Here is a 12,838-nt window from a genome sequence, read left to right on the forward strand (position 1 = left end):
GAATTGCAGAGCTGTGAGGAAATTTAGGGAGCAAGATAAGACCTTATAAACCGGCTCTTAGGGGGAAAATGGCGACCTTTCAGCCCTTCTTTCGACGAAAATCCCTCTTAACAACTCTCAATTTGGATAATCTGCTTTTCCGTCACTAGGGTTTGCAGGGGGATATCCCAAGGATCGTGGGGTAATTTTTCCTTCAAACCCGCCTCGAATAATATGCCCACCTTCGGTACTGCTCGCCATAATGGATCGGCAAACAGTCGGTCATAATAGCCGCCGCCATAACCCAAGCGGTATCCTTGGCGATCGCCTGCTAGGCAAGGCACTAGGAGTAAATCCACGGTGGTTGGTGACCAAATTTCAGTCTGATCGGCGGGCACTTTAATGCCATAGGCTCCGGTGGTTAACGGTTGTCCCCATTGCCACGGATGCCAAACCAAACTTTTTTGCACACAGCGGGGCAATCCCCAAACTTTTGCTTTCCCTAGGTGATCGAACAATGGTTGCAAATCCGCTTCCCGTTGGGTACTGCAATAGGCACAAATCCGGCTGGCCTGCTGAAAAACCGACCATTGCTGGAGTTGGACACATAGTTCCAGGCTTTGGTATTGCCATTGGGCTTCCGATAATTGCCTTCTTTCTTGTAGTAATTGGGCTCGTAATTGGGCTTTGTCCACTGATCCTCACCGTGACTCAGAAAGGTCAAAATTAGCGGTGTTCCCCATCTTTAGAATCACGTCGTGGTGGATTGCCCCCGCTATTAATGGCCATAGTATTTGAATTTTCCGGTTTAATCCTGGTTGTATAACTAAGGCGATCGCCGTTTGTAGGAGTTAATTTGGCCAACATCACCGTTCAAGGCAGAACTTTTACCCAGGTCCAAGCCCTCATTTTCGATAAGGACGGCACTCTGGAAAATTCCAAGGTGTATCTGGAAAAACTCACCGTGGCTAGGTTAGCCCTATTGGAGCAGGAAATATCAGCAGCAAACTTTGGCGATCGCCTGGCTGGGGCCTTTGGTTTTGACCGGAGCAGTGCCCAGTTAGATCCTGGCGGTTTAATGGCGGTGGGTAGTCGTCGGGATAACGTTATTGCCGCCGCTAGCTACATTGCCGAACAGGGCTATGGCTGGTTCCAGAGTTTGGACATCGCCAACCAATGTTTTGACCAGGCCGATCGCCAAATTATTGCCAATGCCCATACCTGTCCCATGTTCCCCGGAGTAGTGGACAGCCTTAGATTTTGGCGACAACAGGGGGGAAAAATTGCCATCCTTTCCGCCGCCCGCCAAAGGAGTGTGGAACGGTTCATTGCCGATCACCAATTGCAAAGCCTAGTGGATGTGGCTAAGGGTTCGGACCAAGGACTCAGTAAACCCGATCCAGCTTTATACCTTCTAACCTGCCGGGAGTTAGGGGTGAAACCGGAGCACACGTTGATGATTGGAGATGCCCAAGGGGATATCACCATGGCCAAAGGGGCCCATGCCCAAGGGGCGATCGCCATTCACTGGCCGGGCTACCCCAAGGGAAATCTCCGAGGTGCTGATGCCACCATCGCCGATTTACAGCAAATTCACTGCCAGCCCTGAACAAACCCCATGGCCTAGCCTCAGCTTGAGCCGAAACAACAAACGTGGGAAGATAGCCCTTGCCCGTCGTCCTGGTTCTTAGTTTTTTGGTTAGTTCCTATGCAGTGCCGTGTTTGTGATTCTACCCGTCTAGATTTGGCGATCGATTTGGGGGAACAACCCTGGTGTAACCATTTTCTCACCCCGGCGGAAGTGGGCCAGGAACCCTATTATCCCCTGCGGGTTTTATACTGCCAGGACTGCGGCACCGTGCAATTGGACTACACAGTTAAAAAAGAAATCATGTTTGGGGACCACACCTATCTGTCCGGTGTGACCAAATCCCTCAGTGACCACTTTGCTCGAGTCGCCCAGGAAGTGGACGAACGCTTTTTTGCCAATACCCCAGGAAAATCCGTGCTGGACATTGGCTCCAACGATGGCACCCAACTAAAACATTTCCAAGCCTTGGGTTACGACGTACTGGGGGTGGAATCCTCCAAAACCACTGCCAAAATTGCCAACGATGCCGGGGTGCCCACCCTGAATGATTTTTTCAATTTAGAAGTAGTCAAAAAATTAGGACGCAAATTTTCTGCCATTAATGCGGCGGGCGTCTTTTTCCATCTCGAAGAACTCCATTCCGTAACGGAAGGTATTCGGGAAGCGTTGGCAGAAGATGGGGTATTTGTGGTGCAGTTTCTTTACATGAAACGCATTGTGGAAAACCTAGCGTTCGACCAAATTTACCACGAGCATTTACTGTACTATAATCTCCAAACCATTGAGGTATTGCTCAATCGCCATGGACTGTCCATGTTCGATGCCTATTTAGCTCCCATCCACGGTGGTTCCATTGTCGGGTTTGTCACCCATCAAGGCAAACGGCAACCTACAGAACGACTCCAGGGCATGCGCCAGGCGGAAATAGATGAAAAAAGTAATGATTACCAAACCTACCTCGACTTTGCCCAACGCATTGAAACAATGAAGGCGGAAAATCTGGCCTATTTAGATCAAGCCAAGCAAGCCGGTAAAACCATTTGGGGCTTTGGTGCTCCGGTGAAGGGTAATACGTTGCTCAATTACTTTGGCATTGGTACCCAATATTTAGACTATTTGGTGGAAAAAAATGAGCTACGGCGGGGATTGGTTTCTCCCGGTATGCACATTCCCCTATTGATTGAAAAAGAGCTGACCAGTTTACCCGATATTTATTACGTTTTAGCCTGGAACTTTAAGCGGGAAATTTTGGCTAATAATCAGCATTTAATTGACCAGGGGGTGGAATTTTTCTTCCCCGTTAATCCCCCCGATGCGTAAGCAAAATTTAGTTATTTGTTGGGGCTTTCACCCCAGTTGATTATTAATACAATCGTCAATGGCTAAAGTGGGAGCCTTCCTGCTTCGGCTTGTGGTCCGGTTGGCTGGCAAAATAGGCGATCGCCCTTTCCATGTCCGCTAGCAAAAGGTCCGCCATATCCCGACTAAAACCCTCTTTGACCACAATGCGTTGCACCACCAAATCATCACGATTTTTGGGCATACGATAGGCGGGCACTAACCAACCCCGTTCCCGCAATTTGTCGGCCATATCGTAGAGGGTGTAACAAGTGTTGGCCAATACTTCGTCCTTTAATTTCCAGGCAAAAACAGGAATATCCCCACCATCGGTGAGCAATTCAAAAGGGCCTAATTGGGCAATTTTGCCAGATAGATACAGAGCCGTATCTCGACAAGTCTGTTGGATTTTGCGGTAACCTTCTTTGCCTAAGCGGAGAAAGTTATAATACTGAGCCACTACCTGATTGCCGGGGCGGGAAAAGTTGAGGGCAAAGTTGGGTAAATCTCCCCCCAAATAGTTGCAATGGAAAATTAATTCTTCCGGTAATTCTTCCTTATCCCGCCAAATGATCCAACCCACCCCCGGATAAACCAAACCGTACTTGTGACCAGAGGTGTTGATGGATTTCACCCAAGGTAAACGAAAATCCCAACGCAAATCTGGATCTAAAAAGGGAGCAATAAAACCACCGCTGGCGGCATCTATGTGCAGAGGCACCTGCCAACCAGTTCTTTGATTTAAAGTTTCCAAAACATCGTTGAGAGCTTCAATGGGTTCGTAACTGCCGTCAAAGGTGCTACCTAAAATGCCAATTACACCGATGGTATTTTCGTCAATTAGCTTAATCGCCTCTTCCGGGCTGATGTGATACCGATCGCCTTTCATGGGGACAAAGCGGGGTTCCACTTCCCAGTAACGACAAAACTTTTCCCAACAAACCTGGACGTTAATGCCCATAACCAAATTCGGGCGATCGCCTGGTTTCCCTGCCGCTTGTCGTCGTTGCCGCCATTTCCACTTCATGGCCATCCCCCCCAACATGGCCGCTTCACTAGAACCAATGGTGGAACAGCCGGTGGCTTCGGCACTGGCCGGAGCATTCCAGAGTCGGGACAAAATATTGACGCAACGCAACTCAATTTCCGCCGTTTGGGGATATTCATCCTTATCGATCATGTTTTTGTCGAAGGTATCCGCCATCAGTTGCCTAGCTTCCGGCTCCATCCAAGTGGTGACAAAGGTGGCCAGGTTTAATCGGGAATTGCCATCTAGCCCCAGTTCATCGTGGATGAGGTTATAGGCGATCGCCGGTAACATTTCCGTTTCTGGCATTTCATATTTACTGACAGAATTGGCTAGGCCCCGGGCCGCATAGGTGGGGGTCAGTAGGCTTTCCGCTTCACTGAGCTGGTTGAGGTCAATTTTTTTATGCACCATAATGATTATTACAATTTTGCCAATGGAGATTAACTTTCCCTTCAGGTTAACTCGCTGGCCAAAGACCCATACAGATTTGATTGGCGATCAACTAAGTAATTAGTTTGTTCTGGATGGAGGGAACCATAATCTGCGGAGACACAATCGGCAATGAGCAAAGTTTCTTCGTTACGGGGATAGAGCAAAAGATCACCGTGGGGCCCGGCAATGGCACTGTTTCCTAAATATTCCCCCACTAGCACCTTTTCCCCCTGAGCATTGAGCCTGGTTTCGCCCCCGGCCCGATTGCAATAGGCAACAAAAATATGATTTTCCAAAGCCCGCACGGGAATAACGTTGTGGGACACATCAGGGTAGGGAATTTTTGTCCTTTCCCCAGTGGATAACAGGGTCCAAATATCCGCCGCCGTGGGAATAACCACTAATTTTGCCCCCCGCAGGGCCAGGATACGGGTCAATTCAGCAAATTCCGCCTCATAACAGTTCAATAAACCGATGGGAAAACCATTAACTTCGTGGACTGTAAAAGCTTTGCCTTCTTCTTTATGGCGATGGCCCCGGGAGTAAATTTTGCTTTCGTCGGGGCCCCAGAGATGGGTTTTGCGATAGGTTTTGACTAATTTTCCCTGGTCATCGAACAGGTTAATGCTGTCATAATAATGGGCTTCCCCATCAATCATCGCCTTTTCGGGGTAGGGACAAATGATGGCCATCTGATATTTTTGCGCCAGTTGCCCCACCTTGGTCATCACTTCCCCGTCCCTGGCGATCGCCAATTGATGGACTTCTTGGGGAGAAAGGGCATAACCAGTTAGATAAAGTTCGGCAAAGCTAATTAGCTGGGCTTCAAAACGTTGGGCTCCCTGGAGGGCTTCTTCCATTTTTGCCAAGTAATAGGCGATCACCTCCGCATTACCAATGGGGCCCCCTTGGTTTTGGTAAATAGCTAATCGGACTCCGGTGCCTGGAGCGGGTGGTTGGGGGTGAATGCGAGTGAGGTAAAGCATGGGCTAGTTAGTTGACTGAGCTTAATTGACTGAGTTGGGTAAAAATACTCTTTGCTTCTTGGGTGGAATTTCCCCTGTAGCGGGCAATTAGGCCTTGGGTAGCCGTTAAAGTTAGGCCAAACTGTGGCGATCGCCCTTGGCTGTGAATCATCTCCCGAGCTTGATGGACTAAATCCTGGTCAAAGGAACGACTCAAGTCCACATAGGTGCCCAAACAGGTGAAGCCCGCCAGGGCATTGGGAGATTCGTAAAGTTGTTCCGAACCAATTAGCTGTTGCCTTTCTCCCCAAATTAATTTATCCCCCTGCCAAATTTCCCAACTCGATCGCCAATGGCCTTGGGTAAATTTTTCTCCTCTGGCGGTGCGCCCCAAACGGACAATTTCCCAACCTTTGAAACGGGCCTGCTCCTGGAGCTTAATGCAGAAATTCTGTTGATAGCGGGCCTGGTCAAAAATAATTGTTTCCTGGGGACACCAGAGTACCGAAGCTCCGACTCTCACCTCTAGGTTGACGGTCTGTTCACTCCAGGGTCCCAAACTACGATAAATCTTTCCCGCCGAGGCACTGGTGAAACACACATCACTCTGGGCTTCTAAGACAACGTCATACCCCAGGCGATCGCCCCCCACCATGCCGCCCCCAGTATGGAGCAACATGGTCTGACATTGGCCAGTGTCATCCGGATAAAAAGACCGTTGCACTTTCAAAGGAGCCTGCACCAAGCATTCAACCATGCGGGTACGGTGTCCTGGACGGTCATAGCGGAGCCAAAGATTGGCCTGCCAGGGGGCGGAAGGGTTAACAGTGGAAGCGCTTAGCAAAGAATTTGCACTCGGTAAATTGAGCAAAGGATAATAACTGTGATCTTGCTCAGGGATGCCTAGCTAGCTTGGGGCAACAGGTTCAAAAAGGCATCAAAATCCGCCAAGGCTTCCTGGTACTGGATTTTAGCTTGGGAACCATTGCGGTCTTTGGCCGCCGCATCCAATCGTTCTAAGTGACCAAACACTTCTTTAGCTAGGGTTTTGGCTTTATCCTGGTCTTTGGGTAATAAAGAACTAGCCAGCCCCAACATATCCCGGCGTAGTTGACCCAAAGGCCCGTGGATATAGGTTTGGGTTGTGACCCAATTTTGATCAGCAATTAGGCCCTGTAACTTTTCTTCCATGCCTTCCCGAGCCACGGCGATCGGATTGACGTAGACCTGCAACTGGGCAATTTTTTCTGGGCTATAGGTAGTGGGGATTTCCACCTGGGGGCTACTGCAACTAACGAGGATCGTAGTTACTAAGACCAGAATAAGGGAAAGTAACGAACGTAAACGAGACATAAGCTTGGGTTACGGTGTTATTAACATTGATGAAATTTGACAAGGAAAAGTTATCCATGCAATTCTGTTCAATCATACGTGCTTTTCTGACCGAAAACGAGTACCAGACCCTCCTAACCCCCTAGGGAGCAAGCACCCCATAAACAAGCTTGAGTATAAATAACTAATTGCCCATTCCATCATTTAATGTTGGCCGGAGCATCGGACGGCAAGTTCTCCCCAGGAATAATAGTCCATTGTTCATCAACCAAGCTTTAAAAATATTCACAAAAAATTCTTCGGTATTAGCACTATTTTCTGGGCAAACAATTGAAAAAAATGAGCTAGCATGGCCTCAATATGAGTATTAAGTAGGTTCACCATGGGTGCTGTTATCTCGGCGATCGCCGCTTTGGCCAGTTGGACAGTATTTATCACCGTTAAAAATCCTGAGAATCCCAAAATTCCTAAACTTTTACGGCCCCTGCTATTTTTTATTGCCCTACTCATGTCAGCATTATTTGTGCAACAGAGTTTAGGGCGAGCTCTGGTGGTGATTCCGGCGGGGGAAGTGGGGGTAATCGAAACTATGGGCACAGTGAATACTACTCCCCTTACCTCTGGGGTTTATTTCCTCAATCCCCTTTCCAAGGTCGTCACCTATTCCACCCGTTTGCAGGACATTAAAGAAACCGTAGATACCTCTTCTAAAGAAGGTTTGAACTTTAACATTGATGTCAGTTTGCAATATCGCCTTAACCCGGAAAAAGCTGGGGAAGTGTTTTCTAGCCTCGGCAGTGAAGAACAGCAAAGGGAAATTATTATCTCTCGCTTCCGTTCCCTCATCCGGGAAAATACGGCCAAATACGATCTAAGTTCTATCTATGGTGATAAAAGAGCTGAGATTTCCGGAGTACTGGTTCAGTCAATGAAAGAGCAATTAGAACCCCTGGGATTTGTGGTGGAAGAAGCCCTAATGAGAAATGTGATTTTGCCGGAAAATATTCAAAAAGCGATCCAAGCCAAAGTGGAAGTGGAGCAGAGTAATCAGAAAAAAGAACTAGAACTAATTAGTGCCAAAAGGGATGCGGAAAGAAAAATCATTGAAGCCCAGGGGGTAGCTGATTCCCAAAGAATTCTCTCCCAAAGTTTGACGGATCAAATTATTAAATTAAAAGCCATTGAAGCCACCCAGAAACTGGCAGAATCCCCCAACACAAAGGTATTAATTATGGGCTCGGGGGAGGGAAATTTGCCCATTATCATGTCGGACCCCTAACCCAACCCTGCGGCGGCATGGGCTTTAGCTAAACGAACATAGTTTTGTCCGTGGTCTAGTAGACCTTGGACCTGGCCTTCACTCACCTGTTTAATAATTTTTGCTGGTACTCCCATCACCAAAGACCGGGGGGGCACATCCTTGGTCACCACGGCTCCAGCACCGATGATACTGCCAGAACCAATGCGAACATTATCCAAAATAGTTGCTCCAATGCCGATCAAGCTACCCCGTTCAATGTGGGCGGCGTGGACCACAGCCCGGTGGCCAACGGTGACCCAATCTTCTAGTACGGTGACAATGCCCGGATCGCCGTGGATTATGGCTCCATCTTGGATATTAGTGCCTTCCCCAATGATTATGGCTTCCAGATCCGCCCGCACCACAGCTCCGTACCAAATACTAGAATCCTTGCCTAAGTGGACTTTGCCGACCACAGTGGCATTGGCTGCCACAAACGCTGCTGGGGATAAATCCGGTGGAGTAAGGTAAATGAGAAAGTTTGCGTCCATAACACCCTTGAGAGCCTGTTTGCAAAGTTTGGAATGGGGATTAATCCCGCCAGGCACCTTTAGCAAGGGAGAAAAAAATTGAAAGTTTTTCCTTCAAGGGGGATTTAGGGCTGACCATACCACTTTTCTAACCCACTCCCACAATGAACACAAAAACAGTTTTGGGCAATTTTCCGTTATTTCGCCATACCAGCAAAAAAAATTTCGCGCTACCATTGAGGGCAACAAAATGGGACTTGGGTAGTCTAAATTTCCCAATCCTTTAGGGGGAAGTCTCTGTTTTGGTCAAGACCCATAGCTTTTGGGTTTTTGAACGTTGTTGTTGTTGCCGCAAGGCGAAATTTTTGTTATGCACTATACCTTTGATATTTTGGGAGTAACGCCGGTTTTCACCTTTTTTAACTATCAACAAGAGGTGGAAAATAACCCCCGCCGCAGTATGGCCTACCTGGGCAGTCCCGAATGCACTTTGGATGGGCTGATTCAAGCTACAGAATTAATTCCCGACAAACCTGACTGGGACTGGGACGCAGTGGTAAAAACCATGGTTAACTTTTGGTTGCACCACGAATCCAATATTCAGACTTGGCGACGGGAAATGGCCAGTTTTAGTGAAGCAACTTTACTGGTGGCTAGGGTTGCCAATACCCAAGTGCTCCGTCAAGAGTTTGAAGCTCTGCTTTAGCAACTAGGACAATGTTTGTATAGCGTTCCCGGTGTTCTCATTTCTTTTACCGGGCTGGGTTGTTCCATTGACCGCAATATTATGATGGCTTTGAGTTTGCCACCAATCGAACAAGGCTAAAGTTTTCTTTCTCTAGCTTTGCAAGAATCCAGAAGACAAACTTAGAAACCTTAATTTCCTCAACCTAATTTTTTGTTGCCGCTTTGAACTTGATAAAACCCACTTGCCAATCCATGGTTACCAGGGATGGGATCCGCTTGGACAGCGATCTTTACTATCCCAACTCCGGTGGGCCATGGCCGGCCCTGTTGATGCGGCAACCCTACGGCCGCCGTTTAGCTTCCACCCTGGTGTATGCCCATCCCCATTGGTACGCTGCCCAGGGTTATTTAGTCGTTATCCAAGATGTACGGGGTCGAGGGAGTTCGGAGGGAGAATTTGATCTATTTGCCCACGAAGTAGAAGACGGCCAGGATTGCCTAGATTGGGTTTCTAAGCTACCCCAATGTGAAGGTTCTGTGGCCACCTATGGTTTTTCTTACCAGGGCATGACCCAACTGTATGCTGCTGTCAACCACCATCCGAGTTTGAAAACCATTTGCCCGGCCATGATCGCCTGGGATTTATATCAAGATTGGGCCCATGAAAATGGGGCTTTTTGTCTGCAAAATAACCTCGGCTGGGCCCTACAGTTGGCGACGGATTCTGCCAAGCGGCGGCAAGATGAGCAAACTTTTCAACGGTTGATGCGCCTAGCAAAAAGTTACGATTTTTCTGGTTTCCAACCAGCCATTCCCGATCGCCTGGGGGAGTTGGCCCCGGATTCCTTTTACCATCAATGGATTAGTGAACCTCCAGAAGCAGATTATTGGCAACGGCGATCACCAGATCAACGCTGGCAAATTAGGGAAAAAATTGACATTCCCGTGTTGCAAATTGGCGGTTGGTTTGATCCCCATCTGCGAGGTAATTGGCGTTTATATGCAGAATTAGAAAGATGTGGCATTCAGCAAAAAATGGTGGTGGGGCCCTGGGGGCATTTTCCCTGGGGCAGTCGGGCCGGGGGACAAAATTATGGTGAGTCTGCCATCAGTGGGGTGGATCAGTTGCAATTAGCCTGGTTTGATCATTTTCTTAAAGGGCAAGAGCCCCGCTTTAATCCAGCCAAGTTGGAGTTATTTGACCTGGGCACCAAGCAATGGCGATATTTAACTGACTTGCCCTCGACGCAACAAAGCTGGTTTTTACAATGCTCTGGTTTAGGTACTACCCAAGGCAGTGCTTTGACGGCAAAGGTTCCAGCAAGGTCAACGGAGGAAATTAGCGATGTTTGGGTTCATGATCCCTGGCGACCCGTACCCAGTTTGGGGGGGCATAGTGGTTATCCCCAGGGAGTGAAGGAAAGAAGTACTATTGATGATCGCAGTGATGTGGTTACCTATACTTCTGAGCCTTTGCAGAAAAGTTTAACCATCTGTGGTGTTCCCCAAATTTTCCTCACTTTGGAATCCGATCGCCCTAGTTTCGATGTAGCGGTGAGCTTGTCTCAATTTAGGGTCACTGGAGAAGTGTGGGCCCTCAGCCAGGGTTACTGTACTAGCCTGGAACAGCAAGGGACTTTGACAATTCCGCTCCAAGGCATTTGTGTAACATTGTCCGTTGGCGATCGCCTGCGCATTAGTTTAGCGGGGGCAAATTTTCCTGCTTATCCCGTCAACCCTGGCACTGGCCAGCAGGCAGTTTTTGCTAATTTAATTGATCAGCAAATTATTACCCTGGCTTTTGTCACCCATGGCCCAACCCAAAATCACCTGCTGTTGCCCATTCTCTCGGGGGAGTGAACAAAAGTTTTGATTATCCAAAGGCGATCGCCTTGCTGGGTTATTTCTTCTACCACTCCAGAGCCGCCGCCACAGTGGGAAAATGCTCCATAAAAATCTTCCGAGCCGCCAAAGCAATTTCCCGGTGTTCTTTTTGGGTGGCCTGGTCACAGCGGACACTGAAATAGTGGATCCAACTGCGTACAGAGCCTTTCATATATAAACGGGTAACCGTATTGAGGGGCAAAATAGAACGGGCACACTCTTTGGCAATGCCCTTAGCCAAGGCCTCTTCATAAAGTTGATGACTTTTTTCCCACACGGCTGCCTGGGCTTGGTTGAACCATTGTTTGGTGCTTTCATCAAAGTCATCTAGGGAATTTTGACGGTTTTTCACATCCTGACGACGGGCTTCATAGCACTCATATTCGGTAGCACAGGAATACCTTAAACTAAACTCCTGAAAAGAAAACGATCGATGTCTTAAAATTTGGGGGGCGATCGCCCGGGTGGTGGTAATTTCCAAGGTCATATCCACCATTTCAAAAATGCTCCAATGGCCTTCCCGGATGCAAAATTGCAATAGCTTAGTGTAGTTGGGATTTTCCTGGTTAGGACTAGAAACCCTAGCGCAGTACGCAATTAGTCCCTCGGGGGAAAGGGGCTCCCCGTCAATGACAATTTCGGGTTTGGTGAGGGAAATGAAACGAACATCCATGGTTAAAAATAGGCCACTATGGGGAGGAGATTTATCGTTGGCCTTGGTAAATGCAGGGCAAAATCAGCATTGCCCCACAAAAAAATTCCCCAGCTATGGCCAACGGGGGACAACTTGGGGATATCAGCTTAATTGTGGTCCAACAAATTTTCTTAAGCGACCAGGTAAAATGACAAGCCCCAGGGGCGATCGCCAGTTTATTTAAAACCAACCGCCGCTTGCCACACAAAGGCCAAAGCCAAAAAGAAGAGGGGAATGACCGGCAGAACATCCACCAGGGGGTCAAAAATCTGATAGGCTTCCGGCAATTTAGCGAGCAAATAAATTGTTTCCATTATTTGAGTTTCCTGACTGACAAAGAATAAAATCTTAATTTACGGTAAATCTTATCATGATGGCCCCTTCCCCCATTAGCCGTTTTGACGAAATTCAAGAAGCGGCGATCGCCTCGCACAGAGAGACATTCTCGGAACTGTAAAGGTTCTGCATTCTATGGGCCAAACAACGGGTCAGTTTTTGGGAGCTAGCCTTGATGGTGCTGGGGTCGTAGTCCCTAGCGGTGATGCCCTGGCCAAAATTAATTTCCACTGAAGTGCCTTTGCCTGGGTAGGGGTCACTGTAGGCAATGGTCACTGGGATCACTTTAATGTCAGTGTTGGGGTTTTGCTTACAAACTTCCATCGCAATGCGCCCAATGCCCCGTTTCAGGGGATGGACAGTGTGTTGATCCCGAAAAATGCCCCCCTCAGGAAAAATGACTAACATTTCCCCTGCTTGGAGTAACTGCACACTATAACTTACACTACTGATTTCCGGCCTTTTCACGTCAACGGGAAATCCCCCCAAATGGCGAATAAACCAACCCTGTAAACCTTGCACCTCCGTCACCGCCACCATAAAACGGAGGTCTCGACCAGTTACCCCCCGACCGGCGGCCAAAGAAAGCAAAATTGCATCCCAACGGGAACGGTGGGTGGGGGCCAGAATAATCGGGCCACTGCGGGGTAAATGCTCCTGACCATGGATGGCGATCGGGCCAAAATACCAATGTAAAAACCTGGTGCCTAGGGGATAAATTAATTTGATTAGCCAGGGGGAAACCCTGGAAGGGCCAATGACAGCAGGGTCGATCGCCAAGGGAGAATTGGTCATGGTTA

General features: G+C 48.3%; 14 protein-coding genes. 5 read left to right on the forward strand and 9 right to left on the reverse strand.

All coding sequences use genetic code 11. The features are described 5' to 3' along the window. Positions 1 to 107: 107 nt before the first annotated feature. Complete coding sequence (locus tag BWK47_RS02560) at positions 108 to 674, reverse strand: 5-formyltetrahydrofolate cyclo-ligase (protein WP_162327452.1); 567 nt, start codon at positions 672 to 674, stop codon at positions 108 to 110. Positions 675 to 835: 161 nt separating this feature from the next. Here BWK47_RS02560 and BWK47_RS02565 point away from each other — a divergent pair, with 161 nt between their 5' ends. Next, positions 836 to 1,588 carry an HAD family hydrolase gene (locus BWK47_RS02565; RefSeq protein ID WP_237269760.1) on the forward strand — a complete coding sequence of 251 codons (753 nt, stop codon included), beginning with the start codon at positions 836 to 838 and terminating at the stop codon, positions 1,586 to 1,588. Positions 1,589 to 1,687: 99 nt separating this feature from the next. Next, positions 1,688 to 2,890, forward strand: coding sequence for a class I SAM-dependent methyltransferase (locus tag BWK47_RS02570; RefSeq protein WP_162327453.1), 1,203 nt, complete (start codon positions 1,688 to 1,690; stop codon positions 2,888 to 2,890). A 55-nt stretch (positions 2,891 to 2,945) separates the two neighbouring features. Here BWK47_RS02570 and BWK47_RS02575 read toward each other — a convergent pair whose 3' ends face one another. The 4 genes from BWK47_RS02575 to psbQ are packed head-to-tail and all read right to left on the reverse strand — an operon-like array spanning position 2,946 to position 6,688. Next, complete coding sequence (locus BWK47_RS02575) at positions 2,946 to 4,349, reverse strand: glutamate decarboxylase (protein ID WP_162327454.1); 1,404 nt, start codon at positions 4,347 to 4,349, stop codon at positions 2,946 to 2,948. Positions 4,350 to 4,390: 41 nt separating this feature from the next. Then, positions 4,391 to 5,356 carry a carbon-nitrogen hydrolase family protein gene (locus tag BWK47_RS02580; protein WP_162327455.1) on the reverse strand — a complete coding sequence of 322 codons (966 nt, stop codon included), beginning with the start codon at positions 5,354 to 5,356 and terminating at the stop codon, positions 4,391 to 4,393. Positions 5,357 to 5,363: 7 nt separating this feature from the next. Further along, positions 5,364 to 6,179 (reverse strand): urease accessory protein UreD, encoded by an 816-nt coding sequence (locus BWK47_RS02585; protein WP_162327456.1) that lies wholly within the window; start codon positions 6,177 to 6,179, stop codon positions 5,364 to 5,366. A gap of 59 nt (positions 6,180 to 6,238) precedes the next feature. After that, positions 6,239 to 6,688, reverse strand: coding sequence for a photosystem II protein PsbQ (gene psbQ / locus BWK47_RS02590; protein ID WP_162327457.1), 450 nt, complete (start codon positions 6,686 to 6,688; stop codon positions 6,239 to 6,241). Between the two features lie 361 nt (positions 6,689 to 7,049). Between psbQ and BWK47_RS02595 the strand changes: the two genes are divergently transcribed. Further along, entirely contained in the window at positions 7,050 to 7,946 is an 897-nt protein-coding gene (locus BWK47_RS02595) for a prohibitin family protein (protein ID WP_162327458.1), read from the forward strand. On the opposite strand, the gene BWK47_RS02600 is transcribed toward BWK47_RS02595, so the two are convergent. Then, positions 7,943 to 8,515 carry a gamma carbonic anhydrase family protein gene (locus BWK47_RS02600; RefSeq protein WP_162329587.1) on the reverse strand — a complete coding sequence of 191 codons (573 nt, stop codon included), beginning with the start codon at positions 8,513 to 8,515 and terminating at the stop codon, positions 7,943 to 7,945. The two genes, BWK47_RS02595 and BWK47_RS02600, sit on opposite strands and share 4 nt — an antisense overlap. Positions 8,516 to 8,807: 292 nt before the next feature. On the opposite strand from BWK47_RS02600, the gene BWK47_RS02605 reads away from it, so the two are divergent. Both BWK47_RS02605 and BWK47_RS02610 read left to right on the forward strand, forming a co-directional pair. After that, a complete protein-coding gene (locus BWK47_RS02605) occupies positions 8,808 to 9,143 on the forward strand; it encodes a hypothetical protein (RefSeq protein WP_162327459.1) in 336 nt (111 codons plus the stop codon). A 233-nt stretch (positions 9,144 to 9,376) separates the two neighbouring features. Continuing rightward, positions 9,377 to 10,984 carry a CocE/NonD family hydrolase gene (locus BWK47_RS02610; protein ID WP_162327460.1) on the forward strand — a complete coding sequence of 536 codons (1,608 nt, stop codon included), beginning with the start codon at positions 9,377 to 9,379 and terminating at the stop codon, positions 10,982 to 10,984. Positions 10,985 to 11,033: 49 nt separating this feature from the next. Here BWK47_RS02610 and thyX read toward each other — a convergent pair whose 3' ends face one another. From thyX to BWK47_RS02625, 3 genes are all read right to left on the reverse strand, one after another. After that, the gene (thyX, locus tag BWK47_RS02615; RefSeq protein WP_162327461.1) at positions 11,034 to 11,681 is read right to left on the reverse strand and encodes an FAD-dependent thymidylate synthase; all 648 of its coding nucleotides are present in this window, start codon (positions 11,679 to 11,681) and stop codon (positions 11,034 to 11,036) included. A gap of 197 nt (positions 11,682 to 11,878) precedes the next feature. Continuing rightward, positions 11,879 to 12,016, reverse strand: a complete 138-nt coding sequence (locus BWK47_RS02620; protein WP_010871703.1) for a photosystem II reaction center protein K — start codon at positions 12,014 to 12,016, stop codon at positions 11,879 to 11,881. A gap of 94 nt (positions 12,017 to 12,110) precedes the next feature. Beyond that, positions 12,111 to 12,833, reverse strand: a complete 723-nt coding sequence (locus tag BWK47_RS02625; protein ID WP_162327462.1) for a lysophospholipid acyltransferase family protein — start codon at positions 12,831 to 12,833, stop codon at positions 12,111 to 12,113. Positions 12,834 to 12,838 lie beyond the last annotated feature (5 nt).

This window comes from Synechocystis sp. CACIAM 05 (assembly GCF_010222815.1).
In the GTDB taxonomy this organism is placed as follows: domain Bacteria; phylum Cyanobacteriota; class Cyanobacteriia; order Cyanobacteriales; family Microcystaceae; genus Synechocystis.